Raw genomic sequence first — 25,688 nt, forward strand, 5'->3', positions numbered from 1 at the left:
GGGTGGTCATGCGGGACACGACCAGCGGCAGGGCCGACGTCGGGGCGCTCCTGGTGAGCCTCCAGCTCTCGGACTCCGCCTTCCCGAGCGGCTTCTACACGATGTCGCACGGGTTGGAGGGGTTCAGCCAGGCGCGCCTGGTCGACCGGGGCGACGTCGAGGGGCTGCTGACGGGTCTGCTGCGGCACTCGGTGGGTCCGGGCGACGCGACGGCTCTCGCCCGGGCCCACGACGCGGCGGTGGCCGCCGACTGGGACCAGGTCCAGGAGGTGGACCAGGTGCTGTTCGCCTCGAAGCTCAACGCCGAGATGCGCAAGGCCTCGGTGCGCAGCGGCCACCAGGTCACGGACCTCGCGCGCGAGGCGATCGGTGGCCCGGGGCTCGAGGAGTGGGGCAGGCGGATCACGGCCAAGGAGACCCCGGGGTGCCAGCCCGTCGCCACGGCCGTCGCGTACGCCACGACCGGCGTGGGTGTCGAGCAGGCGGTGGCGTCGGACCTGTTCGCGTTCGCGGTGAGCTTCGTGGGGGCGGCCCTGCGGCTGCGGCTCACGGACCACCGGCACGCGCAGGTGGTGCTCCACGCCGTCGGGCCCGTGATCGCCGACGTGACCGCCGACGCGGTGGCACGCGACCTGTCCGACCTGGGCGGGTGCGTGCCGCTCGCCGACGTGATGTCGGCGCAGCACGAGCGGGCCGAGGCGCGACTGTTCGCGAGCTGAGGGTCCTTGCACGACAGACGTAGCCAGAAGAAGCACGACGAGAGAGACGAGGCAGTCGAATGAGCGAGAACGTCCTGAGGATCGGCATCGGCGGACCGGTGGGTTCGGGCAAGACCGCGCTCACGGAGGCGCTGGTGCCCAAGCTGTTCGCGGCCGGGCGCCAGCCGGCCGTCATCACGAACGACATCTACACGCAGGAGGACGCGCAGCACGTGCGTCGCGAGCTCGCGGGCATCCTCGACCCCGAGCGGGTCGTGGGCGTCGAGACGGGAGCCTGCCCGCACACGGCGGTGCGCGACGACCCGACCATGAACCTCGCGGCGGGCGCGGAGATGCTCGAGAAGTTCCCCGAGGTCGACACGCTGATCTACGAGTCGGGGGGCGACAACCTGACGCTCACCTTCTCGCCGTCGCTCGCGGACGTGTTCATCTTCGTGCTCGACACCTCGGAGGGCGAGAAGATGCCGCGCAAACGAGGCCCGGGCATCACCGAGTCGGACATCCTGGTGATCAACAAGATCGACATCGCGCAGTACGTGCGGACGAACCTGGACACCATGGAGGCGGACGCGCGCCGCGTACGCGACGGCAAGCCCGTCGTGCTCACCAACTCGCTGACGGGCGAGGGGCTCGACGAACTGTACGAGCAGATCTTCGTGCTCTGGAACGGCCGTCGAGACGCTCTCGTCGGATGAGCGCGGAGCTCGTGACGGACGTGCCCGACGCCGCGCCGCTGCGCGTGGTGCCGGGTGAGCCCGAGGGCACGCCCGGCACCACGGAGACGCCTAGGACCGCTGTCGCGCCCGGCACCGACCGGCCGGCGGGCGTGTCGTGGCGGGGGAGCCCGGGCGGCTACGGCGGGTACCGCCTCCAGCCCGCGCACTACGAGCCGGAGCACGTCCCTCCGGAGGTGCTCCGGCACAGCAGCACGCCCGACACCCTGGCAGCGGGCAGCCCGGGCAAGGTCGGCCTCCTGGAGCTCGAGTTCGCCAGGAACGATCGCGGCACCGAGCTGGTCCACCACTACCAGAAGTCGCCGCTGCAGATCATGCGTCCGCTGTACTACGACCCGCTGCGGCCCGACATGCCGTACACGTACCTGATGTCGACGGGGGGCGGCATCCTGCAGGCGGACCGGCTCCGGACCGACCTGCTGTTCGGGCCCGGCAGCTCGGCCCACGTCACGACGTCGGCGCACAGCAAGGTCTACCGGATGGAGCACGACTACGCGGTGGCCCAGACGAACGTCGTCGTCGCTGAGGACGCCTACGTCGAGTACCTGCCCGAGCCCGTGATCCCGTTCGCCGACTCGCGGTTCTACCAGCGCACGTGCGTCACGCTGCACGAGTCGGGCACCCTCGTCGCAGGGGAGACGGTCTTCGCGGGTCGCCTGGCCCGCGACGAGAGGCACCGGTACGCGGTCTTCGCCTCGGACTTCGAGGTGCGCCGCCCGGACGGGCGGATCGTCGCGCTCGACCGCGTCCGCCTCGTCCCCGAGGACGGGCGGACCGGGGGGCTCGCGGTGCTGGGCGACCGGGACGTCCTGGCGATGCTCTACGTCCTCACCCCCCTCGTGCCCCCCACGCAGCTTGCCGACCTGCTGCACTCGGTGCTCGCCGAACGGTTCGAGGAGGACCTCTTCATCGGTGTCAGCGCCCTGCCGGGGGACGCCGGTGTCTGGGTGCGCATCGTGGGCGACGACACGGGCGCCGTCGCGAGCGCCAACACGGTGGCCTGGCGTGCGGTGCACCAGGTCCTCACGGGGATCGAAGCACCGCTGATCCGGAAGAGCTGAGACCCATGGGCGCTCGATCCTCCTACGCCTGGCAGCTGGTCAAGGTCTTCGTGCCGGTCCTGCTGCTCCACGTCGTGGGGTTCGGGGTGTTCTTCGCGTTCGTGGCGCCCGCGCACCTCCAGCTCGGTTCTGCGGTCTTCGGGGTCGGCATCGCCGTCACTGCCTACGTGCTGGGGGTCAAGCACGCGTTCGACGCCGACCACATCGCGGCGATCGACAACACGACCCGCAAGCTCGTCGACCTCAGGAAGCCCGCCGCGGGGGTCGGGCTCTTCTTCTCGCTGGGGCACTCGACGGTCGTCTTCCTCATGGCCGTCCTGCTCGCCGGGGGAGTGAGCTGGGCCGTGGGACTCACGTCCGACGGCAGCGGGGTACGGAACGCCCTGGGCGTCTTCGGCACCGCGATCTCCGGTGGATTCCTGATCCTCATCGGCCTGATCAACGCGGTGTCCTTCGTGGGGATCTGGCGGGTGTGGCGGCGGACCAAGGTCGCGCCGCTCGACGAGGCCGAGCTCGAGAGGCAGCTCGCGAGCCGCGGCCTCGTCAACCGGCTGGTCCAGCCGCTCGTGAGGTCGGTCGACCGTCCGCGCAAGATGTACCTCGTCGGCTTCCTCTTCGGCCTGGGGTTCGACACCGCGAGCGAGATCGCCCTCCTGGTCCTCGCAGGGACGGGTGCGGCGACGGGGCTGCCCTGGTACGCGGTGCTGTGCCTGCCGTTGATCTTCGCCGCGGGCATGAGCCTGTTCGACACCATGGACTCGGCCGTCATGGTCAAGGCCTACTCCTGGGCCACGGTGAACCCGGTCCGCAAGGTCTACTACAGCCTGACCGTCACGGGGATATCGGTCATGGTCGCGGTCGTGATCGGTGGGATCGAGCTCGTGGGCCTCCTCGACGAGAAGCTGGGGCTGCGCGACCCGGTCACCGACTGGGTCGCGGGCATCGAGCTCGAGAACGTCGGCTACGTCGTCGTGGGCACGCTCGTCGTGGCGTGGTTGGCCTCGACCGCCTACTGGAAGCTCGGCCGGGTCGAGGAACGCTGGGGGCGCCCCGCGGCAGCCCGCTCGGGCCCGGGCGGCGAGCACGGTGCGGCCCTGGCACCGGGGACCCCGCCCGCGCTCGGTCCCCCTCCGCTCAGCACCCTTCCGCTCGGCGCGCCGTCGCTCGACCTCTCGCCGCGGGGCGCCGCGCCGTCGGCCGCTCCCGAGGACCGCCTGGTCCTCGACCCCACCCGTCGGACCGATCCAGGAACAGCAAGGGAGATGACATGACAGCGACGAACGCCTCGGCGGCCGCGCCCTCGAGTGCCACGGCGGTGACAGGTGCCTCGCTCGCTCACGGCCTGTCCCAGATCTTCTTCCAGAAGAACGTCTGGACGGGCTTGCTGATCCTCGCGGCGTTCGTGGTCGCGGACTGGCGCATGGCCCTGCTCGTGGTCGTGGGGACGGTCGCCTCGACCGCCGCGGGCTACCTCATGAGGGTCGGTACGGACAACGTCGAGATGGGCATGCAGGGCTTCTGCGGGGCCCTGGTCGGGGCCGCGGTCTATGCGGCGATGGGCGGCGACCAGGCCTGGTCGTACGTGGTCGCCCTGGTCGGTGGCCTCCTGTGCGCACCGGTGACGTGGTTCTTCGTGTGGTTGTTCGGCACCGAGCCGCTCAAGCGTTTCGCGCTGCCCGCGACGACGGCCCCGTTCTGCACGGTCGCCGGGATCATGTACGTCACGACCACGAGCCTGCACGTGTCCTCGGCGGGCACGCACGTGGCCGACGACACCACGACGGCCTTCTTCCGCTCCCTGCTGACGAACGTGTCGGAGGTCGTGCTGGTCAACAGCGTGTGGGCCGGCGCGCTGATCCTGCTGGGCCTGTTCGTCGCGTCGTGGAAGGTGGGTCTCGCGGCGTCGATGGGCAGCGTGGTCGGGAGCCTGTGCGCGCTCGCGTTCGGCGAGAACCTGCAGAACACGGCCAACGGGCTCAACGGCTACTCGGGGGTCCTGACGGCGATCGCGCTCGCGGTCGTGTTCCTGCGCAGCACGACCGCGTCGTGGGTCTACGCGCTCGTCGGCACCATCGCGACGGCCGTGGTCACGATCATCATGCACGACCTGACGAGCGGCCCCGTCTACACCTGGCCGTACATCCTCACGACGTGGGTCTTCCTGATCATCGCGACCTTCGTCCCGGCGCTCAAGCGTCCCTGAGGGCCGAGCTGCCCGTTCGGGCCGGACGCCTCGTGACCTGCCGCGACGGCTCGGTGCGACACCCCGGGACGGCGGGGCGAGCGTTCGCTCATGGCGAACGCGCCCGTCTAGCAGTCTCCCAGGGAGAGTGCTAAGAATCTGTTTGTAGCCACCCGTCGCCGGTCCCCGGGGACGGGGTGTCGGACGGCCTCGAGGGGCGAGGCCGATCACTGAGGAGGTGGTGCCTGATGGCTACGCGTTGGGACCCGTTCCACGAGATGGACCGGCTGATGTCCTCCGTCCTGGCGAACACCCGCGATGCCGCGGTGATGCCGATGGACCTGCTGCGCGAGGACGACCATTATCTGCTCTCCGTGGATCTGCCAGGTGCGGACCCGGGGACAATCGACGTCTCGGTCGAGAACAACACGCTCACCATCCGCGCCGAGCGCACGTCGCGCTCGGGGGAGGCCGACTGGCTGGTCCGCGAGCGCCCGTCGGGCACGTTCGCACGTCAGCTCTCGCTGGGCAGCGGCCTGGCGCTCGACCGGATCGCGGCGAGCTATGCCGACGGCGTCCTCACCTTGACGATCCCGGTGAGTGAGCAGGCCAAGCCCCGGCGGATCGACGTGCAGCACTCGTCGAACCCAGCGCAGATCACGCAGGACTCGCCAACCACTGCGTGACGAGAGTCAGCGGCCGCAACAGAGGGCGGGGCAGTCGCGATCAGGCGAGAGCGGATCGCACACGACGCGCGGGACGCCTTGTGCGGGCGAGCCGCCCACCTGCCACGACCTGGAGCGGTGCGAGCGATCTGGGTTCGCGCGAGACCGCCAATGCCCGACGGCGGCGCTCCCGAGGAGGGGAGCGCCGCCGTCGGGCGTGGTCCGGGGGAGGGCCGACGGCGGCGCCCGCCCGGGGGAGCCCGGCCCACCCGGGGCCGGGTCAGAGCGAGGCGCCCCAACGGTAGCCCACGTAGGCCAGCGCCACGCACACCACGAGGATCCCGATCGAGTAGGCGAACGCCGTCCCGTAACGCTTCTGCCTGACGAGCTGGACGGCCTCGTAGCTCGCGGTGCTGAACGTCGTGTAGCCCCCGAGGAAGCCCGTCCCGATGACGGCGCTGACGTCGGTCGAGGCGATCTTGCTGATGACCAGGCCGGTCAGGACGCCCAGGACGAGCGAGCCCGACATGTTGATGATCGCGGTGGGCCAGGGGAAGGCCGTCTTGACCTTCGAGCGGATCAGTCCGTCGACCACGAAGCGCGTGCCCGCGCCCAGGCCGCCTGCGATCGCGAGGAGGAGGAAGATACCGAGGGTCATCGCGGTGCCCCCTCGCCCGTCGGCTGCTTCTGCGCGTTCACCTTGGTCGCCACCACGATGCCCGCGAACGTCGCGACCGCACCGACGAGCACGGTCGCCAGGACGTAGACGAGGGCGAGGTCGGCGCGGTCCTTGACGAGCAGGACGGCCGTGTCGGTGGCCAGCGAGCTGTAGGTCGTGAAGCCGCCGCAGAAGCCGGTACCGAGGAGCAGCTTGAGCCGGGGGCCACGCGGGTCGCCCGGCAGGCGGCGGGCCACGGCCTCGTAGAGGTAGCCCAGCAGGAACGCCCCGACGATGTTGACGATCGGGATCGCGATCGGCATCTGGTCGATGTCAGGGACCGCGAGCGAGACGCCCTCGCGCCCCGCGGCGCCGAACGCTCCGCCGATCATGACGAGACCGATGGAGGCCCAGCGCAGGTAGCTGGGCCTGGCCGCGGCGGCCATCAGCGCGTCACCCAGGGCAGCGGCGACTCGACGCCGGGGGCCCGTGCAGGGACGACGACCACGGGGCGGTTCTGCCGGTGCGCGAGGTGAACCGCGATCGAGCGGTTGAAGAACTCCTGGACACCGCCGCCGAACCCGCGCTCGTGCGTCCCGACCACGATCATCGCGGCGTCGACCGTCTCGGCGAGGTGGCCCAGGGCGTCGGCCGTGTCCCCGACCAGGAGTCGCGTGCTCCACCGCACCCCGCTCGGGTCGAGCACCGCCGCGAGCCGGGCCGCGAGCGCGGGGTCGAACTCGTCCTCGCGCTCGTCGTGGTAGTCCGGGTCGATCGGGGCCGACGTCACCGCCCCGGCAGAGTCCTCCGCGACCGCGAAGCGGCCCGCGTTCACGTGAGCGCAGATCAGCTCGGCGCCGAACTGTGCTGCGAAGCGGGCCGCGTCGTGGACGACGTGGTCGGGCTGCCCGGGGGACACGCCCAGGACGACGGGTTGCGGGTCGAGCCCTCTGTTCTCTCCCATACGTCGAGCGTAGGACGCAACCAGAGGCTGCGCCCGGCGGTCCGGGTCAGGCCAGGTCCAGGGCAGTCAGGTCAGAACGGGGCGACCTTGCGGGCCGGCGGGAAGATCTCGTCCAGGGCCGCGAGGTCCTCGGTGGTCGGCACCCAGGCCCCGGCCGCGGCGTTCTGGCGGATCTGCTCGGGCCTCGTGGCGCCCGCGATGACGCTCGACACCTGCGGCTGGGCGAGCAGCCACCCGAACGCGACCTCGACCTCGGTCACCCCGCGCTCGCGCGCGAACGTGTGGAGCGCCGTCAGCGCGTGCCAGGGTGCGGACTCGAGGAGGTGCGGCTTGGAGTGGACCAGGCGACCGTCGTCGGGGCCCTTCCCGTCCGCGTACTTGCCCGTGAGCAGGCCGTTCGCGAGCGGGAAGAAGGGCAGCACGCCCAGCCCGTAGGCCTTCGCCGCGGGCAGGACCTCGAGCTCGGCCTCGCGGTCGATCAGGTTGTACTGGTTCTGCGCCGACACGAAGCGGACGGTGCCGCTCAGGCGCGCCTGGTACTCGGCGTCGGCGATCTGCCAGCCCGCACGGTTCGAGTGCCCCACGTAGCGGACCTTGCCCGCGCGGACCAGGTCGTCGAGCGCGGACAGCGTCTCCTCGACCGGGGTGCGCCTGTCCGGGGTGTGGAACTGGTAGAGGTCGATCCAGTCGGTCCCGAGGCGACGCAGCGACGCCTCGACCGCCTTGACGACGTAGCGGCGCGAGCCGCGGGCACGGAAGTCCTCGCCGTTCGCGCCGTGCAGGGGCATGCCGAACTTCGTGGCGACCACGACGTCTTCGCGGCGCGAGCCCAGCGCCTTGCCGAGCAGCTCCTCGCTCAGGCCGGGCCGGGCGCCGTACACGTCCGCGACGTCGAAGAACGTGATGCCGGCGTCGAGCGCGGCGTCGATCAGCGCGCGGGTCCCGTCGAGAGACTCGGTCGCGGTGCGCGGGCGCCCCAGGTTGTTGCAGCCCAGGCCGATCGCGGACACCGCGAGGCCGGACGAACCCAGGCGACGGACCTCGGGGCGGACGGGGGCGGAGGGTGAAGAAGTCGTCATGCGCCCGACTGTACGTCCCCACCCGAGGCGGGTGGCGCCGTCGGGGCGGTGTCTCGCCTGGTGGGCGACGGGTCGTCCGGAGGTGTGGCGGACGGCGTGATCGACGCCGCACGACCCGCGACCCAGCCCACGAACCGTTCGAGCGGACCACGTCCGAACGACCACCGCCACACCGTCGCGAACACCAGGCTCGCCACGACGAGCAGCAGCAGCTCCCCGTTGCCCGTGCCCGTCATGAGCGGGTCCTCCCAGGCCCAGATCGCGACGATCTGCAGGCAGTAGACCGTCAGCGCCATGGACCCCACGGCCGCGAGCGGGGCCAGCACCCGCAGGACGGGGCGCCGAGCGCCCAGCAGTAGGCACAGCCCCAGGACCGCGAGCGCGAACCCGCCCGAGCCCAGTACCTCGAGCGTCGTGTCGGTGTGCGGCCCGGCGAGCCACAGGTAGTCCGACGTCGGCAGCGGAGCCGTCCACGGCAACGGCTCGAGCTGGTAGAGGCCCGACGCGTCCATGGCCCGCTCCTGGATCAGCGCGGCCCGACCGGACCCGGCGAGGACCTGGGTCAGCGTCGTGCCCGTGAACAGCGCGGAGAGCAGGTACGCGCCCAGGGCTAGCCCCGCGCCGAGCCCGAGGAGACGGCGCTGGAGACGCTGCGACGACAGGTCGAGCCGCCCCACCCCGAGCCCCACGAGCACGTACGCCATCCACACGAGCGCCGGGTAGTGGCCCGTGAGGAGGAAGTCCGTGAGGGCCCCCGAGCCGTCGAACGGGGTCGAGAGCTCGGCCCGCAGCAGGACCTCGGGCAACCAGTGCACCAGGACCGGCCCCACGACCGCGATCACGAGCGCCAGCCCGAACAGCCGCCGCGGCGCCCACCGCAGGAACGGCAGCGCGAGCACGAAGTACGCCGCGTAGAAGCCGAGGATCAGGGCCACGGGCGTGCCGAGCAGGTCGAGCAGACCCGCGAGCGCGAGCAGCAGCACGGCCCGCACCAGGATGCGCGTGCGCGCCTGGAGAGCCGGGACGCCCGTCAGGGGGGTGCGGCGCCCCGAGACGAGCGCGAGCGAGACGCCCGCGATCACCGCGAACAGGATCGAGGACCGCCCGTGCACGAGCGAGAGCCAGCCGTCCCCCGTCGAGAAGTCGTCCGACGTCACGCCGACGTGCGCGGCGAACATGCCCAGGATCGCGAGCCCCCGGGCCAGGTCGACGCCGGGCACACGGTCGCCCGCGGGCAGCAGCAGCGCGGCGTGCCGTCGCCAGAACCCACCCGACGACGTCGCAGGGGCAGGGCGGGCAGGGGCGGCCGGGGCGGTGGTCACGCAGCGATTGTCCCGGGTGCACGCGCACCCCGGCCGCACGGCGCGCGCGCCGGGACGAACCGCACCCCGACCCTTCCCCGCCCATGATGTGAGAACGGGGCTGTGGGAAGGGTGGAAGCGTTCTACCGTGCAAGCATGACCCACACCCCCACGCCGGACCAGGACGTCACCGCCGACGCCACGCCCGACGCCCATGCGCCCGACGCCCCCACCGGGGCCCTGGGCAGCACACCCAGCATGGAGTCCGAGTCGTACACCCACGGCCACCACGAGTCCGTCCTCCGCTCGCACCGGTGGCGCACCGCGGAGAACTCCGCAGGCTTCCTCCTGCCGCACCTCCGCAGCGACCACCAGGTCCTCGACGTCGGCTGCGGGCCCGCGACCCTCACGGTCGACCTGGCCCGCCACGTGCCCGGGGGCACAGTGATCGGGGTCGACGCCTCGGCCGCCGTGCTCGAGAGCGCGCGCGAGCTCGCCGCAGGCTCGGGCCTGAGCAACGTCTCGTTCCAGCAGGCCAACGCCTACGAGCTGCCCTTCGCCGACGACACGTTCGACGTCGTGTTCGCGCACCAGCTCCTCCAGCACCTGTCCGACCCCCTCGCCGCGCTGCGCGAGATGAAGCGCGTCGCCAAGCCCGGCGGCATCGTCGCCGTGCGCGACGCCGACTACGCCGCCATGACCTGGTACCCCGAGTCCGCGGGCCTCGCCGAGTGGAACGAGCTCTACCACGAGGTCACGCACGCCTACGGCTACCAGGCCGACGCCGGCCGACGCCTCCTCGCCTGGGTCCAGGAAGCAGGCTTCGACCCCGCCCAGATCGTGCCCTCGGCCGGGGTCTGGTGCTACTCGACCCCCGCCGACCGCGCCTGGTGGGGCGGGCTCTGGGCCGAGCGCTGCATCGCGTCCAACTTCGCCGTCCAGGCCAAGGAGTCGGCGCTCGCGGACGACGTCGCGCTCGAACAGCTCGCGCAGGAGTGGCTGCGCTGGGCCGAGGAGCCCGCCGGCTGGTTCGCCGTCCTCAACGGCGAGGTGCTCGCCCGGGCCTAGTGCCGCCGTCGGGCCGAACGTGAGCCCGGCGCTGCTCGAGACGAGGCCGCGGCCCCCTGCCCAGGGGGCCGCGGCCTCGCGCGTCGGTAGGCTGGTCCCGTGCGCATCGCCAGATTCACCACCGGAGAAGACCCCCGCTACGCCCTCGTGCAGGAGGAGGCGGGCAAGACCTATCTCGCCGTCCTCAACGGCGACCCCCTCTACATGCCCGTCCTGCCGACGGGCGAGCGGATCGAGCTCGGGGACGGCGTCCGCCTCCTCGCACCCGTGATCCCGCGTTCCAAGGTCGTCGCGGTCGGCCGCAACTACGCGGCCCACGCCGCGGAGATGGGCAACGACGTCCCGACGACGCCGCTCATCTTCTTCAAGCCCAACACCTCGGTCGTGGGCCCGGACGACCCCATCGTGCTGCCCGACTTCACCGAGGAGGTCAGCTACGAGGCCGAGCTCGCGGTCGTGATCGGGCGCATCGCCAAGGACGTGCGTCCCGAGGACGCGGCGTCCTACATCCTCGGGTACACCGTGGCCAACGACGTGACCGCCCGTGACGCCCAGCGCACCGACGGCCAGTGGGCCCGCGCCAAGGGCTTCGACTCCGCGTGCCCGCTGGGCCCGTGGATCGACACCGACCTCGACGTCGACGACCTCGCCGTGACCTCGCGCGTCAACGGCGAGACCCGCCAGGACGGGCGCACGCGCGACATGATCTTCGACGTCCCGTACCTGGTGTCCTACATCTCCGAGGCGTTCACGCTGCTGCCCGGCGACGTCATCCTCACGGGCACGCCTGCGGGCGTGGGACGCATCGACGCGGGCGACCGCGTCGAGTGCGAGGTCGAGGGCCTGGGCGTCTTGGCGAACCCGGTCGTCCGCCGGGGCTGACGCCGCCCGGGTCAGCCGCGTTGGGCGGCCTCCAGCAGACGGTCCTCGCACCAGCGCTGCGCGTTCTCGAACGTCGTGAACTCGTGGTCGACGCCCGCGATCAGTCGACGCTCGAACGGGTCGACCACGACCACGTGCACCCCCTGACCCCGCAGGCGTGACACCAGGCCACGCAGGAGCTGGGCCCCGAGCGTCACCACGCGCGACGTGCGGTGCAGGTCGAGGATCAGCCACCGCTCGCCGCTCGGCAGCGGCGAGGGAAGGTCGTCGACCGAGCGCAGGATCGTCTCCGCGGCCGCGAACTCGACCGTGCCCTGCACCGCGCGCACCGAGATCGCGGCGCCCAGCTCCCGCAGCCGCAGGAGCTGGGCGGGCGTCCGGTGCGCGAGGTGGCGCAGACGGTCGGCGCGCGTCGAGCGGTAGAGCGTGGGCACGTCGCGGTCGGGGCGGTGCATGAGGTGCAGGTCGAACTGTCGCGAGATCTCCTGCGCGGCCGCGACCGAGCGCACGCTGTTGCCGCGCGCGTCGAGCGGCGGGCTGAACAGGCCCAGGCCGAACTGGCCCACGCCCACCGAGACCAGGCCGCCCGAGACGCCGCTCTTCGCGGGCAGCCCCGCACGCAGGAGCCATTCGCCCGCGTAGTCGTACATGCCGCTCGTCGCCATGACCGCGAGCACCCACTCGGTCACGACCTCGTCGACCACGCGCTCGCCCGTGACGGGGTTGACGCCGCCGTTCGCGAGCGTCGCCGACATGCGCGCGAGGTCACGGGCCGTGACGAGGACCGAGCACTGGCGGAAGTACGTGTCGAGCGTGCCCTCGACGTCGGCGGTCAGGGCCCCCGTGCTGTGCATGAGGTGGGCGATCGCACGGTTGCGGTCCCCGGTCTCCGACTCGCTCTCGTAGACCCGGCCGTCGACCTCGAGCGGGCGCCCCGCGAACGCGCCGAGCAGGTGCAGGATGCGCGCGAACCGTTCCTCCTCGGAGTCCCCGCGCACGAGCGACGTCGTGACGATCGCGCCCGCGTTGACCATGGGGTTCGGTGGCCGCCCCGTGACGGGGTCGAGGCGGATCGAGCTGAAGCCCTCGCCGCTGGGCTCGGCGCCGACGCTCGCCAGCACCTCGGCGAGCCCCCGGTCCATGAGCGCCAGGGCGAACACGAACGGCTTCGACAAGGACTGGATGGTGAACGGGACGTCGGCGTCGCCCGCGGTGTAGATGCTGCCCGTGACGCCCGCGAGCGCGACGCCGAACAACGAGCGGTCGGCCGTCGCGAGCTCGGGGATGTAGGTCGCGACCGTGCCCTCGTCGAGGTCGCGGAACGCCGCGTGCACCGCGGCGAGGGCGTCCGCGATGAGCTCGCTCGCGCCGGTGCCGCCGATGGCTCGCGTGCTCTTGGTGCCGCCCGTGACTCCTGGGTCGCCGGGGGCCGTGGTCGGGGGCTGCGATAAACCTGCCATACACGCGATTGTGCGCCTCGCGCCGGTCCCGTGCCCGGCGGCCGTCCGGGCCGGCAGCAGGCGGGCAGCGGGCGGGCGCCGGGGGCGGCGCACGGCCCGCCCGACCGAGCGACGATAGGCTGTGGGACGTGATCCCTGCACCTGGTTCCTCGCCCGTCCGCGTCCGCTTCTGCCCCTCGCCCACGGGGACGCCGCACGTCGGCCTCATCCGCACGGCCCTGTTCAACTGGGCCTACGCCCGGCACGTGGGCGGGACGTTCGTCTTCCGCATCGAGGACACGGACGCCGCGCGCGACTCCGAGGAGAGCTACCAGCAGCTCCTCGAGGCGCTGCGCTGGCTCGGCATGGACTGGGACGAGGGCGTCGAGGTCGGTGGCCCGCACGAGCCCTACCGTCAGTCGCAGCGCGGGGACCTCTACCAGGACGTCATCCGCCGGCTCGTCGAGGGCGGGTACGCGTACGAGTCGTTCTCGACGCCCGAGGAGATCGAGGCGCGCAACGTCGCGGCCGGTCGTCCCAAGGCCATGGGCTACGACGGGTTCGACCGCACCCTGACGGACGAGCAGAAGGCCGCGTTCCGCGCCGAGGGCCGCGAGCCCGTGCTGCGCATGCGCATGCCCGACACCGACGTGTCGTTCACGGACCTGGTGCGCGGCGAGATCTCGTTCGGCGCGGGCTCGGTCCCGGACTACGTGATCGTGCGCGGCAACGGCCAGCCCCTGTACACGCTCGTCAACCCGGTCGACGACGCGCTCATGGGCATCACGCACGTGCTGCGCGGCGAGGACCTGCTGTCCTCGACGCCGCGCCAGGTCGTGCTGTACCGCGCGCTGCTTGAGCTGGGCGTCGCGCAGGTCATGCCCGAGTTCGGTCACCTGCCGTACGTCATGGGCGAGGGCAACAAGAAGCTCTCCAAGCGCGACCCCGAGTCCAACCTGTTCCTGCACAAGGAGCGGGGCTTCACGCCCGAGGGCCTGCTGAACTACCTCGCGCTGCTGGGCTGGAGCATCTCCGCGGACAACGACATCTTCACGGTCGAGGAGATGGTCGCGGCGTTCGACGTCGCCGACGTCAACCCGAACCCGGCCCGCTTCGACCTGAAGAAGGCCGAGGCGATCAACGCGACGCACCTGCGCATGCTGGCTCCGGAGGACTTCCGCGACCGCCTGGTCCCGTACCTGCACCAGGGCGGTTTCGTCCCGGCGGACTCGTTCGCGGACCTGTCGGCCGAGCACCAGGCGCTCGTCACGGCGGGTGCCCCGCTCGTGCAGGAGCGCATGGTCCTGCTCGGCGAGGCCAAGGGCATGCTGGGCTTCCTGTTCGTGGCCGACGACGCCGTGCCCGTCGAGGACGAGGCGCGCGCCGCGCTGCGCGAGGAGGCCCCGGCCGTGCTCGACGCCGCGATCCGCGTGCTCGACGCCCTGGACGACTTCTCGACCGACCCGGTCCAGGAGGCCCTCAAGGCTGTCCTGGTCGAGGAGATGGGCATCAAGCCGCGCTTCGCGTTCACGCCGCTGCGCGTGGCCGTGACGGGCCGTCGCGTGTCGCCGCCGCTGTTCGAGTCGATGGAGATCCTCGGCAAGGAGTCGACCCTCGCGCGCCTGCGTGCGCTGCGCGCGTCGCTGTGAGCACCCCTGAGCCCTTCCTGCCCGACGGCGCGGCTCACCCCGGCGGGGGAGCGGCGCCCGGCGGTGCCGTCGACGGCGTGCTGTTCGACGTCGACGACACGCTCGTCGACACGCGCGGCGCGTTCTCGCTCGCGATCGACGCGGTGTGCGCGGTGTACCTGCCGCACCTACCGGTCGAGCGGTACGGCGAGGTCCTGGCGCTGTGGCGCAGCGACCCGCACGGCTGGTACCGGGCGTACACGCGCGGCGAGCTGACGTTCGACGGGCAGCGCATGCTGCGCGCGAACGAGCTCCAGGAGACGTTCGGCGGTGCGGTCCTCGACGAGGACGGCTACGCGGGCTGGAGGTCGGTCTTCTGGTGCACGTTCGAGGAGGGCTGGCGCGCGCACGACGACGCCGCTCCGGTCCTCGAGCGGCTCGCTGCCGCGGGGGTACGGGTGGGCGCCCTGTCGAACGCGGCCGTCGCGCTCCAGACGGACAAGCTGTCCCGTTCGGGGCTGTCCGAGGTGCCCATGCTCGTGGGCGTCGACACCCTGGGCTTCGGCAAGCCGGACCCGCGGGTCTTCGTCGAGGCGTGCGCGCGTCTGGGCACCGACCCGGCCCGTACGGTCTACGTGGGCGACGAGCTCGACGTCGACGCCCGGGCCGCGGCCGCGGCAGGGTTGACGGGCGTGTGGATCGACCGGCCGGGGACCCGGCGCGGCGGTCCGGCCGAGGAGGACCCCGAGGCGGCTCGCGCGGCCGGGGTGCACGTCGTGGCGAGCCTCGACGAGGTCGGGGACCTGGTGCTCGACGGTCGCTGACCGCTCGGTGGTCGGCGAGGTAGAACGTGCCGCATCGAGGTAGTGCGCGGCGCGTCCTACCTCGCGCAGTCCGTTCTACCTCGCGGTCGCGACGGCCGCGATGCGCCGTGCCGCGGCGGGCAGGTCGGTGCCGTCCTTCCACACCATGCGCAGTCGCCGGGACAGGTCCAGGCCGGGGACGTCGACCTGCACGAGCGACCCTCGTGCGAGGTCGTCCGCCACGGTGAGCCGGGACAGCACCGCGACGGCCCCGCCGTACTGCACGGCGGTCTTGAGCGACGCGGTCGACCCCAGGTAGGGCAGGTGGTCGGGCAACCGGGCGCCTGCTGCCACCAGCGACTTCTCGAGCGTCTCGCGCGTGCCCGACCCGCGTTCGCGGACCACGAGGCCGCCGCCCAGGAGCTCGTCGACGGTCGCGGTGCGCCGCCTGCGGGACGCCCACGGGTGCGCGGGGGCGACGACGACGAGCAGCTCGTCGCGGGCGAGGGTGCGGCTGCGCAGCCCGCGCCGCAGGGTGGAGCTCTCGATGAACCCCAGGTCCGCCTCGTCCGCGAGCACGAGGTCCATGACGGTGCGCGAGTTGCGCACGAGCAGCTCGACGTCGGGGGGCGGCGTCCTGGTGCCGGCCCCGCCGGGGTTGCCTGGCGCGCCCGGTCGCCCCAGCGAGGCCGACGGGGCCGACGCCGCGAGCGTCGCGAGCCACCGGGGCGCGAGGTACTCGGCGATCGTGAGGCTGGCCGCGATCCGGATGCGGGCCGAGGGGGCCTCGCGCAGCGCCGCGGCCGAGGTCTCGAACCGGTCCGAGGCCTCGATGACCTCCCGGGCCCAGGTCGCGGTCGCGCGCCCCGTCTCGGTCAGGCGGGCCCCGCGGGTCGAGCGGGTCACGAGCTCGAGGTCCAGGTGCGTCTCGAGCCGCCGCATCCCCGCCGAGGCGCTGGGCTGCGACACCCCCAGCGCTCGTGCGGCCGCGCTGATGGACCCGTGCCGGTCGGTCGCGACGAGCAGCTCGAGCAGGGCCAGCGAGGTGCGTTCACGGCGCGGGGTCGGGGTGCTCGTGGAAGCGAGCCGGTTGGCCTCAGTCATAGCCTCATCCTATGGCTAGGTCGGGAAGTGGGCCTTCTGGCGCGGGGACGGCCGCGGCATGGTGGAAGCATGACCCCCACCAACGACCTCGCAGCCCCCACCCCGGGCGCGACGCGCGCCCCCGACCGACCCGGACCGGGCGCCCCTCCCACGCCGTGGATCCGGCGCGCCGCCCCCGGGCTCGCCTTCTGTGCCGTCGCGACCGTCGTCGCCTACCTGCTCGCGCAGGTGATCCCGCTCTCGCCGCTCGTGCTCTCCCTCCTGGTGGGGGCCGTCGTCGGCTCGCTGCTCGGGAGCCTGCGGCGCGCGGGCGGGGCGAGCGACGCCGTCGGGCAGGGGACGAGCGCCGCACGGTGGGCCACGGCGCTCACCTCTCGCACCCAGGAGGGCACGCGGTGGACCGCGACGCGCGTCCTGCGCGCCGGAGTCGTGCTGCTGGGGCTCCAGCTCTCGCTTCCCGAGGTCCTCGCGCTCGGGTGGCGCGGGCTCGCGGTCGTCGGGATCACGGTCGCCGTGACGTTCAGCGCGACGCTCGCGCTCGGACGTGCCCTGCGCGTGCCGCGCGTGACCTCGCTGCTCGTCGCGACCGGGTTCTCGATCTGCGGTGCCGCCGCCATCTCCGCGATGCAGGGAGTCGTCGGGAGCGGCGACGACGAGGAGTCGCGCCGCGAGGCCGACGACGCCGTGGCGACCGCGCTCGCCCTCGTGACGATCTTCGGGTCGCTCGCGATCTTCGTGCTGCCGTGGCTCGCCGGGCTGCTGGGGCTCGCCGACGACCGCGCCGGGCTGTGGGTCGGTGCGAGCGTCCAGGAGGTCGCGCAGGTCGTGACCGCGGGCGGCGCCGTCTCGGCCGTCGCGCTCGCGACCGCGACCGTGAGCAAGCTGGCCCGCGTCGTGCTCCTCGCCCCGCTCGTGGCCGGGGCCGGGGTGCTGAAGGCTCGGCGCGAGCGCGTGGCACGGCCCGCGGACGTCGAGGTCGCCGCCGGGGCCTCGGTGGCCCCGGCGACCCGTCGGACCCCGCCCGTGCCGCTGTTCGTCGTGGGCTTCCTCGTGGCCGTGCTGGTGCGCAGCACCGGGCTGCTGCCCGCATCCGTCGTCGAGGTGACGACCATGGTCACCACGCTGCTGTTCACCGCCGCGATGTTCGCGATGGGCCTCGGCGTCGACGCCGCGCACCTGGTCCGTACGGGGCGGCGCGCGCTCGTGCTCGGCACAGCGTCGGCCGCGGTCGTGACCGGGACCTCGCTCGTCGCGGTGCTGCTCCTGACGTGACCGTGCTCGTGGGCCCGCCGACGAGCGGGCTCACGAGCCGTGCGGCTACCGGACGCTCGCGTCCCAGCGCCACCGGGTCCGTCGCGGCAGCCCGGGCAGGTCGCTGCGGCCCGTCGCCCACACGAGGGCGTCGTCCGGGGGAAGGTCGAGCGCGACCGACGGCAGGTCGGGGAAGAGCCGGGCGAGCACCCGGGCGCTCAGGCCCTGGGGCAGCGTCGGAGACGTGCCCGTGAGCCCCTGGAAGACGTCCCGGCCGTGGACGAGGATCTCCACGACGCCCATGGCCGCGAACCCCTCGGGGTCCGAGAGCCCGTACGGGTGATAGGCGCGGGCCGTGGGCGGGCGGGCCGAGACCTGGGCGGCGAGCAGCTCGCCCCCCGCGACGATCACCTCGGCCAGGCCCGCCGGGCCCGCCTCGCGCTTGACGTGCGCGATCTCGTCCTCGCCCTTGGGGCCCGCCAGCGGCAGGTAGTCGAGCAGCGGGAGGCCTGCGACCTGGAGCGCGTAGGCCAGCAGGTCGTCGACGACGTGCTCGGCGGTCGCCCAGCACGACCACCGGACCGGGCCCGCCTGCGCGTCGAAGGCGGCGTCGGGGTGTCCGGCGACTCCGTCGGCGAGCCAACGGGAGGCCGTCCGGACGTCGTCGGGCGTGACGGGGCCCGGTGCCAGCGTGGTCGCGACGTCCTCCGGCTGGGCGCTCATGCGCCGACCGCGTCGAGGTCGGTGCCGCGGACGCGGTCCGCGCGCCAGCACTCGGCGCGGTACGGGAGGTCGATCTCGGAGCGGCCGGCGAGGGCAGGGTGCGTGGCCACGAGCCGGTCGACGGCGTCGAGAAGCTTGTCGCGCTCGGCCGGGGGCAGGGTCAGGAGGTGGCTGCGCGTGGACGCGAGCGTGCGGAGCGACGCGGCCGGCAGGCGGTCGTCCCACGAGAACGTCGCGTGCTCGAGCGGCGTGAAGGCTCCGTCGGCCCCGTCGACCACAGGGGTCCTGTGGACCGGCTCGAGCGAGTCGCCCCGATGGATGATCTCGGTGAAGCTCTCGACCCAGTAGACCCTGTGGTCCCGGACGTTCCACACGACCCCCAGGCGGCCTCCGGGGCGCAGGACGCGTGCGATCTCCGGGACCGCCGTCTCGACGTCGAACCAGTGCCACGCCTGCGCGACCAGGACCGCGTCGACGCTCCCGTCCTCGAGCGGGATGCGCTCGGCGGTACCGGGCAGGACATGGGCCCCCGGCACGGCGTCCTGGAGCTCTGCGCGCATGCCCGCGGAGGGCTCGACGGCGGTCACGTGGAGCCCACGCGCCACGAGCCGCTCGGTGAGCTTGCCCGTGCCCGCTGCGAGGTCGAGCACGTGTCGTGCACCTGCGGGGAGCATCCAGTCGATCGCCGCGTCCGGGTAGGACGGCCGGACGGCGCGGTACTCGCCCGCTCCGGCGCCGAACGAGGACGCGCGTTCGGCGTGCGAGGCGCGCAGGGTGTCGGGGGGCGAGGCGTCGTCGGTGCTCATCTCTCCGACGGTGCCACGTGCGGGCGGTGAGGTCCACACCTGGTGCGCGCCGTGTTCCTGGTCGGCGGGCGGCGGAGGCGATTTGGCCGGGCCGGAACTGTCCGGTAGTGTTTTCTCTCGGTGAGGCGCTCACCCGCGGCCCGGGAACGGGACGAGGGCGCGGCGTCGATACCTCCTTGGGGTATGGTGTAATTGGCAACACAACGGTTTCTGGTACCGTCATTCTAGGTTCGAGTCCTGGTACCCCAGCGCAGAGCATGCAGCGCATCGAGTCGGTCAAACCGATACGAAACGTGCAGTAGAGTTCTCAACGGCACGGCGCCCCTCGGGGTGACGAGCTTAGGCCCCCATCGTCTAGCGGCCTAGGACGCCGCCCTCTCACGGCGGTAACACGGGTTCAAATCCCGTTGGGGGTACGTACGAGGCCTGGCCATCGTCAGATGACCGGGCCTCGATGACGCTCTCTCGCTCTTCGGGGTGGGGGAGCGGTCCTGGCCCCCATCGTCTAGCGGCCTAGGACGCCGCCCTCTCACGGCGGTAACACGGGTTCAAATCCCGTTGGGGGTACCAACGCAGAGCTCGATCATCGGAAGATGATCGAGCTCTCGTCGTCTCCGGGGGAGTATCCGGTCAGCGACCCGTCCGACGAGCGTCGGACGAAGATGCTAGTTTCCTGCGATGCTCACCGACGAGACGTGCAGGGTCTGCGGCTGGTCCGACCCGGCCGGCACCGAGGAACACTGGCACGGGGGAGTCCCTCTCCGCGCCCTCTGCGACTGCTGCGGATCCGAGAGCGGCGTGGAGGACGTCTCCTGGCGCACCGCCCTGCGCGCACGCAAGGCCTGGGTCGACGCGGGCGCACGCTGGTTCGCCCCCGAGGCGCGCCCTGCGGACTGGGACCTCGTGGCGCAGCTCCAGCGCGTCAGGTCCCGCCGTCACCTGGACGTGGGCTGAGCCCCTCAGTCTCTCTCCGTGGCGGTCGTCGCCCCCTCGTCGAGGAGCCAGTCGAGCACGTCGCCGGCCGACCACGCGCCGTCGTGCCTCGCCGCGAGCCGTGCAGCCCCGGCGACGTCCGCCCCGAGCGTGACGAGCGGCAGCTCGACGTACCCGTCCGCGCGCGTCTGACCGAGCCCGACGTCGGCCGCGAGCGAGTTGCACAGGCAGAGCCGACCCTGCGTGTCGGCCTCCTGCCCGCCCTTGCGCTCGAACATGTGGGCGGGTTCCGCCGGGCAGCGATAGGTGACCTTGCCGTCGTCCTTCTCGACCGGCGTGCGGAGATAGCCCAGGTCGCACAACCGGGGCCGCGCCGCCGCGACGACCACGTCCGCGAGGGTGCCCGGAAGCTGGGCGACCTTGAACGGGAAGCCCGTCGGCGAGGTGAGCGCCTCGGTACGGACGTCGAGGGCCCCGGCGCGCAGCCGCGCCAGGACGTCCTCGCGCAGGGTCGGATCGAGCCCCGAGTCGGTCGAGAGCGCGAAGAGCGTGCCTACCTGCACGCCGGTCGCCCCGGCCTCGCGCGCGGCAGCCAGGGACTCGGGGGTGCCCTGCGCCCCCGCGAGCCAGAACGGCAGGCCGATCGCGGCGACCTTCGACACGTCGGCCTCGTCGCGCGGGCCGAACACCGGCTGTCCGGCGTCGTCGAGCGTCAGGCGCCCGCGGGGAGGGGCGTTGTGACCGCCCGCGGGCGGCCCTTCGACCACGAAGCCGTCGGGCCGCGTGCGGTCCTCGCGCACCAGGTGCTCCGCCAGGGCGTGCGCGGAGACGACGGCAAGGAACGTCGGCCGCGCGACGGGTGGCAGCGACTCGCCGAGGAGCGTGTCGGGGTCGAGATCGACCGTGTGGTCGCTGCCGCCCACCACCGTGACGGGGAACTGGACCGCCTCGTGCACGGCGAGCCGGTCCAGCAGGTGCGGGATGTCGCGCGGGATACCCGCCCCGGTCACGACGTAGTCGGCCCCGGCGAGCATCGACCCGTACGCGGCCGCGGGCGCAGCCATCTGGATCTTCTCGAGGAAGTTGATGCCCACCCGCCCCTCGTGGCCCTCCTTGGCGAGCCACACCTCGACGAAGCTGCCCAGGATCATGAGCTCTTGCGCGAGACGGGTCTGGCGCAGGCCGAGCCGCGGGACGGGAGCGTAGGGCTGGCCCTCGCCGCGCCCCTCGGGGCGGAAGTAGCGCGTGAGCACCCGGTGGGCGAAGCGGGGCACCGGGAAGGCGTCGAGCGCCCTGCGGACCGCGCCGTCGCGGTCGCCGTTCTGCAGCCTGCGCGCCAGCACCAGGTCCAGCGCGGTGCCGGAGACCAGGCCGAGCTGCCCGGTGCGGGCGACGGCCGAGGCGAGACGCCAGGACGAGACCGCCATCCCCATCCCGCCCTGGATGACACGAGGTAGAGGCGGGAACGACGAGGAGACGGGCAGGGACAGCGTGGTCACAGGTGGACCCTTCTCAGGCCTGGTGCGGGTGGTTACTGCACCGTAGGTTGGCGAGCGCGTCCGCGAACAGGGTCGAAGGGCCCGAAGATCACGGGGGCATGCCGGTTCCCGCGGCGTGGGGCTCACCCGGGTGCGGCTGGGCCGAACAGGGTGCGGCTGGGCCGAGCAGGTGCACCCGGGCCGAGCAGGGTGCGGCCAGGCGCGGCCCGCAGGTCGGCCGGGCGGCGTGTCAGCCCGGCGGCGGCGGGACGGGCGGACCTGCCGTCGACGAGCCCGCGGGGTCCTCGGGGCGCGACCACGGGTCCGTGGCCTGCCACCCGGTCTGCGGGTCCCACGGCGTGACGGGCACGAACCGGCCACGGTCGTCGTGGGAGATCTCCCAGGCCGGACCGTCGGACTCGCCCTCGGTCCCGTCGTCGAGACCGTTGTCGGGCCCACCCGGCCGCTCGCTGGCCTGCTCCTCGGGCCCGTCCGGCCCCGCGGGCCCGTCCGGCCCCGCGGGCCGGTCCGGGGGCGTGGACGTGGACGTGGAGGACGCGGGCGGCGGAGCCATGACCGGCCGGTCCGAACCCGCCAACCGGGGCGAGCTGCCGCGCGGTGCGACGAACAGGTGTCCCTGCCCGCCCGCCTGCACCGAGCGCACGGCGATGGGCTGCGTCGCGGCGGCCGACAGGTCGCCCTCCGGCCCGTCGGTCGTCGGTGCCCAGGCCAACCGGCCGGGGACGGGCGTGGGTGCCTGTGGTGCCATGAACTCGGCCTGGGCGGCGGGTGGGGGAGTCGCGCCACCCAGGGGTGCGCCGCCCTGCGGCTGCTGACCCCACGGCCCGCCGCGCCCGCCGGGGATGAAGATCGTGTCGCACAGCCTGCGGTACGTGACGTCCGGGTTGGCGACCCAGTTGATCCGGCTCATGGCCTGGTCCTGCCCGGCCGACTCGAGGATGAACTGGCCGTAGCCAAGGATCCGCCCGAGGATCGAGCGGTTGTAGCTCATGTCGGTGACCTTGCCGAGGGGCATCATCGCGACCTTGTGGGTCACGAGCCCGAACATCAGGAGCATGCGCTTGTCGGTCGCGACGAACCACTCGTTGCGCCAGTCGAGCACCTTCCACAGCAGGCGGAGCGCGACCAGCACCCACGCCCACCAGAGCAGCAGCGAGCCCTCGCCCACGGCCGGAGCCAGGACGCTGACGAGCCAGGCCGCGAGCAGGAAGGCGGCGAACGTCGTGGCGACGGGCTCGGCGAGCTTGCCCCAGTGGGCACGCGTGGCCAGCACCACGCGCTCGCCGGGCAGGATGTAGCGCCGCAGGTGGCGCGCGCTCAGGCGCGGCGCGGTCTCGTACGCCTGCGAGGGGAGGTCCTGCGCCACCGTGCGCCTACTTCATGAGCGACTGGACGAACTGCCCGAAGCTCTTGAAGGCGCCCAGGATGACGTCCCAGATCGCCTGGACGATGTCCGCTGCGCGGTCGGGGCTCTGGACGACCGCGTACAGCAGGAAGACGATGACGACCCACATCAGGATGGTCTTGGCCTTGCCGGGCATCGTGTGGTCCTCACGTCGTCGATCGGGGCGGTTCTCGGCTCTGCCCGCCATGGTGGAGCGAACAGGCGGAGCGCCGTCGGAGGCGCGCCGCGGCCGAGTCTAGCGTTTCGCCCGAATCGGTCGTGGGTCCCGTGTCCGGACATGGCGGGTCGGGCGCGGCGTCCCGCGAGGGCGACGGGGAGTGGTTGGACGCCGGACGCCGTGAGGGGCGGGCGCCGGATGGCGCCCGCCCCTCACGTCCCGGTGTCGATGGACGGCTACTCTCCCGCGCGGCGCAGGACCTCGGTCAGGCGGTTGGCTGCGGCGACGACCGAGCCCGAGTGCAGGCGGCCGGGCTGGCGCGTGAGGCGTTCGACCGGCCCGGAGATCGAGACGGCGGCGACGATGCGCCCCGACGGCCCGCGGACGGGTGCCGACACCGAGGCGACGCCGAGCTCGCGCTCCGAGACGGACTGGGCCCAGCCGCGCCGGCGGACACCCGAGAGGATGGTGGCCGTGAAGACGGCCTCGCGCAGGCCGCGGTGCAGGCGGTCCGGCTCCTCCCACGCGAGCAGCACCTGAGCGGCGGAGCCCGCACCCATGGTGAGCGTCGCGCCCACGGGGATCGAGTCTCGCAGGCCGACGGGACGCTCGGCCGCGGCGACGCAGATGCGATGATCCCCCTGGCGGCGGTAGAGCTGGGCGCTCTCGCCGGTGTGGTCGCGCAGCGCCGTGAGAACGGGGTTCGCCGCGGCGAGCAGGCGGTCCTCGCCGGCGGCCGTCGCGAGCTCGTTCAGGCGCGGCCCGAGGACGAAACGGCCCTGCATGTCGCGGGCCACCATGCGGTGGTGCTCGAGTGCGACCGCGAGGCGATGGGCCGTCGGACGGGCGAGTCCGGTGGCGGTGACGAGCTGGGCCAAAGTGGCTGGTCCGGACTCCAGAGCGCCCAGAACGGACGCCGCCTTGTCCAGCACGCCGACTCCGCTAGAATTGTCCATAGGTCGATATTGACGTCTCGCACAGTGAGATGCAAGTCAGCGGGTGTCGTGTCGACGAAGGACCAGGAGTTTCCGCCCGGTCCACGACCGAGATGTACCCCCCGATCGTCGCCCACGGCCCCCGCGTGAGCGACCACCGCAGGACACAGGTAGGAGAGAACCAACATGGCCGGCACGCTGGCGGAGAAGGTCTGGGACGCGCACCTGGTGCGACGAGGCACCGACGGGTCGCCCGACCTCCTCTACATCGATCTGCACCTCATCCACGAGGTCACCAGTCCGCAGGCCTTCGAGGGCCTGCGGCTCGCCGGCCGGCAGGTGCGCCGCACCGACCTGACGATCGCGACCGAGGACCACAACACCCCCACGCTCGACATCGACCTGCCGATCGCGGACCTCACGAGCCGCACGCAGATCGACACGCTGCGCAACAACGCCAAGGAGTTCGGCGTGCGCATCCACTCGCTCGGCGACGCCGACCAGGGCATCGTCCACCAGGTCGGGCCCCAGCTCGGTCTGACCATGCCCGGCCTCACGGTCGTGTGCGGCGACTCGCACACCTCCACGCACGGTGCGTTCGGGGCCCTCGCATTCGGCATCGGCACGTCCGAGGTCGAGCACGTGCTCGCGACCCAGACCCTCCCGCTCGCCCCCTTCAAGACCATGGCGATCACGGTCAACGGCGAGCTGCCCCCGGGCGCGACGAGCAAGGACATCATCCTCGCGATCATCGCGAAGATCGGCACGGGTGGCGGGCAGGGCTACGTCCTGGAGTACCGCGGCGAGGCCATCCGCAAGCTGACCATGGAAGCCCGCATGACGGTCTGCAACATGTCGATCGAGGCGGGTGCGCGCGCCGGCATGATCGCTCCCGACGAGACCACGTTCGAGTACCTCAAGGGCCGTCCGCACGCGCCCGAGGGTGCCGACTGGGACGCCGCGGTCGAGTACTGGAAGACGCTCAAGACCGACGACGACGCCACGTTCGACGAGGAGGTCGTCCTCGAGGCGGCCGACCTCGAGCCGTTCATCACCTGGGGCACCAACCCCGGCCAGGGCCTGCCCCTGTCCGCGAACGTCCCCGTCCCCGCGGAGATCGCCGACGAGAACGAGCGAGTCGCCGCCGAGCGCGCGATCGAGTACATGGGCCTGACCCCGGGCGCGCCGCTGCGCGACATCGCGATCGACACGGTCTTCATCGGCTCGTGCACCAACGGCCGCATCGAGGACCTGCGCTCGGTCGCCAAGGTCGTCCAGGGCAAGAAGAAGGCCGACTCGCTGCGCGTGCTCGTCGTGCCCGCCTCGGCGCGCGTCCGCCTCCAGGCCGAGGCCGAGGGGCTCGACCAGATCTTCCTCGACTTCGGAGCCGAGTGGCGCAACGCCGGCTGCTCCATGTGCCTGGGCATGAACCCCGACCAGCTCGCTCCGGGGGAGCGCAGCGCCTCGACGTCCAACCGCAACTTCGAGGGGCGCCAGGGCAAGGGCGGGCGCACCCACCTCGTGTCTCCGCTCGTCGCGGCCGCGACCGCCATCCGCGGGACCCTGTCCTCGCTGGCGGACCTGGACCTGCCCGCCGACGTCGACATCACGTCGTTCGACGGCACCCCGCTCGCGCCGCTCGACCCGCGCGTCCCGCTGCAGGTCTGACACCGGCCCCCTGACGACACTCAT

General features: G+C 72.7%; 26 protein-coding genes and 3 tRNA genes. 16 read left to right on the forward strand and 13 right to left on the reverse strand.

The annotated features are described in order from the left end of the window. Positions 1-8 precede the first annotated feature (8 nt). The 6 genes from ACZDYF_RS04560 (at position 9) to ACZDYF_RS04585 (ending at position 5,382) form a co-directional block, all read left to right on the forward strand. Complete coding sequence (locus ACZDYF_RS04560) at positions 9-719, forward strand: urease accessory protein UreF (protein ID WP_475053994.1); 711 nt, start codon at positions 9-11, stop codon at positions 717-719. Between the two features lie 59 nt (positions 720-778). Further along, positions 779-1,414: an urease accessory protein UreG gene (ureG, locus tag ACZDYF_RS04565; protein ID WP_475053998.1), complete on the forward strand. Its 636-nt coding sequence runs from the start codon at positions 779-781 to the stop codon at positions 1,412-1,414. Continuing rightward, positions 1,411-2,514, forward strand: a complete 1,104-nt coding sequence (locus ACZDYF_RS04570; RefSeq protein WP_475054003.1) for an urease accessory protein UreD — start codon at positions 1,411-1,413, stop codon at positions 2,512-2,514. The genes ureG and ACZDYF_RS04570 overlap by 4 nt, the downstream gene beginning before the upstream one ends. 5 nt (positions 2,515-2,519) lie before the next feature. Continuing rightward, positions 2,520-3,785 carry a Nickel transporter NicT gene (gene nicT, locus ACZDYF_RS04575; RefSeq protein WP_475054007.1) on the forward strand — a complete coding sequence of 422 codons (1,266 nt, stop codon included), beginning with the start codon at positions 2,520-2,522 and terminating at the stop codon, positions 3,783-3,785. Beyond that, on the forward strand, positions 3,782-4,717 hold the full coding sequence (locus ACZDYF_RS04580) for an urea transporter (protein WP_475054010.1): 936 nt from the start codon (positions 3,782-3,784) through the stop codon (positions 4,715-4,717). The genes nicT and ACZDYF_RS04580 overlap by 4 nt, the downstream gene beginning before the upstream one ends. 227 nt (positions 4,718-4,944) lie before the next feature. Continuing rightward, positions 4,945-5,382, forward strand: a complete 438-nt coding sequence (locus tag ACZDYF_RS04585) for an Hsp20/alpha crystallin family protein (protein ID WP_475054012.1) — start codon at positions 4,945-4,947, stop codon at positions 5,380-5,382. 259 nt (positions 5,383-5,641) lie between these two features. Here the strand turns inward: ACZDYF_RS04585 and crcB are convergent, their stop codons facing one another. The 5 genes from crcB to ACZDYF_RS04610 form a co-directional block, all read right to left on the reverse strand. Then, positions 5,642-6,019 carry a fluoride efflux transporter CrcB gene (crcB, locus tag ACZDYF_RS04590; protein WP_475054016.1) on the reverse strand — a complete coding sequence of 126 codons (378 nt, stop codon included), beginning with the start codon at positions 6,017-6,019 and terminating at the stop codon, positions 5,642-5,644. Next, positions 6,016-6,465, reverse strand: coding sequence for a fluoride efflux transporter FluC (locus ACZDYF_RS04595; RefSeq protein WP_475054020.1), 450 nt, complete (start codon positions 6,463-6,465; stop codon positions 6,016-6,018). Before ACZDYF_RS04595 ends, crcB begins: the two co-directional genes overlap by 4 nt. Continuing rightward, a complete protein-coding gene (locus ACZDYF_RS04600) occupies positions 6,465-6,983 on the reverse strand; it encodes a universal stress protein (protein ID WP_191789301.1) in 519 nt (172 codons plus the stop codon). The genes ACZDYF_RS04595 and ACZDYF_RS04600 overlap by 1 nt, the downstream gene beginning before the upstream one ends. Positions 6,984-7,054: 71 nt before the next feature. Beyond that, positions 7,055-8,062, reverse strand: a complete 1,008-nt coding sequence (locus ACZDYF_RS04605) for an aldo/keto reductase (RefSeq protein ID WP_475054026.1) — start codon at positions 8,060-8,062, stop codon at positions 7,055-7,057. Continuing rightward, positions 8,059-9,384 (reverse strand): heparan-alpha-glucosaminide N-acetyltransferase domain-containing protein, encoded by a 1,326-nt coding sequence (locus tag ACZDYF_RS04610; protein ID WP_475054028.1) that lies wholly within the window; start codon positions 9,382-9,384, stop codon positions 8,059-8,061. The genes ACZDYF_RS04605 and ACZDYF_RS04610 overlap by 4 nt, the downstream gene beginning before the upstream one ends. A 237-nt stretch (positions 9,385-9,621) precedes the next feature. Here ACZDYF_RS04610 and ACZDYF_RS04615 point away from each other — a divergent pair, with 237 nt between their 5' ends. Together ACZDYF_RS04615 and ACZDYF_RS04620 are read left to right on the forward strand one after the other, a co-directional pair. Continuing rightward, positions 9,622-10,431, forward strand: coding sequence for a methyltransferase domain-containing protein (locus ACZDYF_RS04615; protein WP_225226688.1), 810 nt, complete (start codon positions 9,622-9,624; stop codon positions 10,429-10,431). 99 nt (positions 10,432-10,530) lie between these two features. Next, entirely contained in the window at positions 10,531-11,313 is a 783-nt protein-coding gene (locus ACZDYF_RS04620) for a fumarylacetoacetate hydrolase family protein (RefSeq protein ID WP_030150808.1), read from the forward strand. A gap of 11 nt (positions 11,314-11,324) precedes the next feature. Here ACZDYF_RS04620 and glsA read toward each other — a convergent pair whose 3' ends face one another. Beyond that, positions 11,325-12,773: a glutaminase A gene (glsA, locus tag ACZDYF_RS04625; protein ID WP_475054032.1), complete on the reverse strand. Its 1,449-nt coding sequence runs from the start codon at positions 12,771-12,773 to the stop codon at positions 11,325-11,327. 128 nt (positions 12,774-12,901) lie between these two features. Between glsA and gltX the strand changes: the two genes are divergently transcribed. Then, the gene (gene gltX / locus ACZDYF_RS04630) at positions 12,902-14,401 is read left to right on the forward strand and encodes a glutamate--tRNA ligase (RefSeq protein WP_475054034.1); all 1,500 of its coding nucleotides are present in this window, start codon (positions 12,902-12,904) and stop codon (positions 14,399-14,401) included. After that, positions 14,398-15,204, forward strand: a complete 807-nt coding sequence (locus tag ACZDYF_RS04635) for an HAD family hydrolase (protein WP_475054036.1) — start codon at positions 14,398-14,400, stop codon at positions 15,202-15,204. Before gltX ends, ACZDYF_RS04635 begins: the two co-directional genes overlap by 4 nt. A 75-nt stretch (positions 15,205-15,279) precedes the next feature. Here the strand turns inward: ACZDYF_RS04635 and ACZDYF_RS04640 are convergent, their stop codons facing one another. Next, positions 15,280-16,287, reverse strand: a complete 1,008-nt coding sequence (locus ACZDYF_RS04640) for a LysR family transcriptional regulator (RefSeq protein WP_475054039.1) — start codon at positions 16,285-16,287, stop codon at positions 15,280-15,282. Between the two features lie 69 nt (positions 16,288-16,356). Between ACZDYF_RS04640 and ACZDYF_RS04645 the strand changes: the two genes are divergently transcribed. Continuing rightward, on the forward strand, positions 16,357-17,559 hold the full coding sequence (locus ACZDYF_RS04645; protein ID WP_475054042.1) for a YeiH family protein: 1,203 nt from the start codon (positions 16,357-16,359) through the stop codon (positions 17,557-17,559). A 45-nt stretch (positions 17,560-17,604) separates the two neighbouring features. Here the strand turns inward: ACZDYF_RS04645 and ACZDYF_RS04650 are convergent, their stop codons facing one another. Together ACZDYF_RS04650 and ACZDYF_RS04655 are read right to left on the reverse strand one after the other, a co-directional pair. Then, a complete protein-coding gene (locus tag ACZDYF_RS04650; RefSeq protein WP_475054046.1) occupies positions 17,605-18,261 on the reverse strand; it encodes a hypothetical protein in 657 nt (218 codons plus the stop codon). Continuing rightward, positions 18,258-19,067, reverse strand: a complete 810-nt coding sequence (locus ACZDYF_RS04655) for a class I SAM-dependent methyltransferase (protein WP_475054049.1) — start codon at positions 19,065-19,067, stop codon at positions 18,258-18,260. Before ACZDYF_RS04655 ends, ACZDYF_RS04650 begins: the two co-directional genes overlap by 4 nt. Before the next feature lie 177 nt (positions 19,068-19,244). Between ACZDYF_RS04655 and ACZDYF_RS04660 the strand changes: the two genes are divergently transcribed. From ACZDYF_RS04660 to ACZDYF_RS04675, 4 genes are all read left to right on the forward strand, one after another. Next, positions 19,245-19,316, forward strand: a tRNA-Gln gene (locus tag ACZDYF_RS04660). A gap of 94 nt (positions 19,317-19,410) precedes the next feature. Then, positions 19,411-19,483, forward strand: a tRNA-Glu gene (locus tag ACZDYF_RS04665). A 78-nt stretch (positions 19,484-19,561) separates the two neighbouring features. After that, positions 19,562-19,637 (forward strand) — tRNA-Glu (locus ACZDYF_RS04670). A gap of 228 nt (positions 19,638-19,865) precedes the next feature. After that, positions 19,866-20,021: a hypothetical protein gene (locus ACZDYF_RS04675; RefSeq protein ID WP_475054052.1), complete on the forward strand. Its 156-nt coding sequence runs from the start codon at positions 19,866-19,868 to the stop codon at positions 20,019-20,021. 5 nt (positions 20,022-20,026) lie between these two features. Here the strand turns inward: ACZDYF_RS04675 and ACZDYF_RS04680 are convergent, their stop codons facing one another. The 4 genes from ACZDYF_RS04680 to ACZDYF_RS04695 form a co-directional block, all read right to left on the reverse strand. Continuing rightward, positions 20,027-21,499 (reverse strand): beta/alpha barrel domain-containing protein, encoded by a 1,473-nt coding sequence (locus tag ACZDYF_RS04680; protein WP_475054056.1) that lies wholly within the window; start codon positions 21,497-21,499, stop codon positions 20,027-20,029. 229 nt (positions 21,500-21,728) lie between these two features. Continuing rightward, positions 21,729-22,865, reverse strand: coding sequence for a PH domain-containing protein (locus tag ACZDYF_RS04685; protein ID WP_475054059.1), 1,137 nt, complete (start codon positions 22,863-22,865; stop codon positions 21,729-21,731). Positions 22,866-22,872: 7 nt separating this feature from the next. Continuing rightward, entirely contained in the window at positions 22,873-23,040 is a 168-nt protein-coding gene (locus ACZDYF_RS04690; protein ID WP_191789288.1) for a hypothetical protein, read from the reverse strand. 257 nt (positions 23,041-23,297) lie between these two features. Next, positions 23,298-24,017 carry an IclR family transcriptional regulator gene (locus tag ACZDYF_RS04695; RefSeq protein ID WP_030150819.1) on the reverse strand — a complete coding sequence of 240 codons (720 nt, stop codon included), beginning with the start codon at positions 24,015-24,017 and terminating at the stop codon, positions 23,298-23,300. A gap of 165 nt (positions 24,018-24,182) precedes the next feature. Here ACZDYF_RS04695 and leuC point away from each other — a divergent pair, with 165 nt between their 5' ends. After that, positions 24,183-25,664, forward strand: a complete 1,482-nt coding sequence (gene leuC, locus ACZDYF_RS04700) for a 3-isopropylmalate dehydratase large subunit (RefSeq protein WP_056648171.1) — start codon at positions 24,183-24,185, stop codon at positions 25,662-25,664. Positions 25,665-25,688 lie beyond the last annotated feature (24 nt).

It is taken from the genome of Oerskovia sp. PE-21s, from assembly GCF_056158145.1.

What these genes read in the sequence shown, in the direction of transcription:
- ACZDYF_RS04690 (WP_191789288.1), bottom strand. Translation starts at nt 23,040, where the DNA reads ATGCCCGGCAAGGCCAAGACCATCCTGATGTGGGTCGTCATCGTCTTC.
- ACZDYF_RS04560 (WP_475053994.1), top strand. Translation starts at nt 9, where the DNA reads ATGCGGGACACGACCAGCGGCAGGGCCGACGTCGGGGCGCTCCTGGTG.
- ACZDYF_RS04645 (WP_475054042.1), top strand. Translation starts at nt 16,357, where the DNA reads ATGACCCCCACCAACGACCTCGCAGCCCCCACCCCGGGCGCGACGCGC.
- ACZDYF_RS04595 (WP_475054020.1), bottom strand. Translation starts at nt 6,465, where the DNA reads ATGGCCGCCGCGGCCAGGCCCAGCTACCTGCGCTGGGCCTCCATCGGT.
- ACZDYF_RS04585 (WP_475054012.1), top strand. Translation starts at nt 4,945, where the DNA reads ATGGCTACGCGTTGGGACCCGTTCCACGAGATGGACCGGCTGATGTCC.
- glsA (WP_475054032.1), bottom strand. Translation starts at nt 12,773, where the DNA reads ATGGCAGGTTTATCGCAGCCCCCGACCACGGCCCCCGGCGACCCAGGA.
- nicT (WP_475054007.1), top strand. Translation starts at nt 2,520, where the DNA reads ATGGGCGCTCGATCCTCCTACGCCTGGCAGCTGGTCAAGGTCTTCGTG.
- ACZDYF_RS04580 (WP_475054010.1), top strand. Translation starts at nt 3,782, where the DNA reads ATGACAGCGACGAACGCCTCGGCGGCCGCGCCCTCGAGTGCCACGGCG.
- ureG (WP_475053998.1), top strand. Translation starts at nt 779, where the DNA reads ATGAGCGAGAACGTCCTGAGGATCGGCATCGGCGGACCGGTGGGTTCG.
- ACZDYF_RS04615 (WP_225226688.1), top strand. Translation starts at nt 9,622, where the DNA reads ATGGAGTCCGAGTCGTACACCCACGGCCACCACGAGTCCGTCCTCCGC.
- ACZDYF_RS04695 (WP_030150819.1), bottom strand. Translation starts at nt 24,017, where the DNA reads ATGGACAATTCTAGCGGAGTCGGCGTGCTGGACAAGGCGGCGTCCGTT.
- crcB (WP_475054016.1), bottom strand. Translation starts at nt 6,019, where the DNA reads ATGACCCTCGGTATCTTCCTCCTCCTCGCGATCGCAGGCGGCCTGGGC.
- ACZDYF_RS04605 (WP_475054026.1), bottom strand. Translation starts at nt 8,062, where the DNA reads ATGACGACTTCTTCACCCTCCGCCCCCGTCCGCCCCGAGGTCCGTCGC.
- ACZDYF_RS04655 (WP_475054049.1), bottom strand. Translation starts at nt 19,067, where the DNA reads ATGAGCACCGACGACGCCTCGCCCCCCGACACCCTGCGCGCCTCGCAC.
- leuC (WP_056648171.1), top strand. Translation starts at nt 24,183, where the DNA reads ATGGCCGGCACGCTGGCGGAGAAGGTCTGGGACGCGCACCTGGTGCGA.
- ACZDYF_RS04640 (WP_475054039.1), bottom strand. Translation starts at nt 16,287, where the DNA reads ATGACTGAGGCCAACCGGCTCGCTTCCACGAGCACCCCGACCCCGCGC.
- ACZDYF_RS04600 (WP_191789301.1), bottom strand. Translation starts at nt 6,983, where the DNA reads ATGGGAGAGAACAGAGGGCTCGACCCGCAACCCGTCGTCCTGGGCGTG.
- ACZDYF_RS04570 (WP_475054003.1), top strand. Translation starts at nt 1,411, where the DNA reads ATGAGCGCGGAGCTCGTGACGGACGTGCCCGACGCCGCGCCGCTGCGC.
- ACZDYF_RS04650 (WP_475054046.1), bottom strand. Translation starts at nt 18,261, where the DNA reads ATGAGCGCCCAGCCGGAGGACGTCGCGACCACGCTGGCACCGGGCCCC.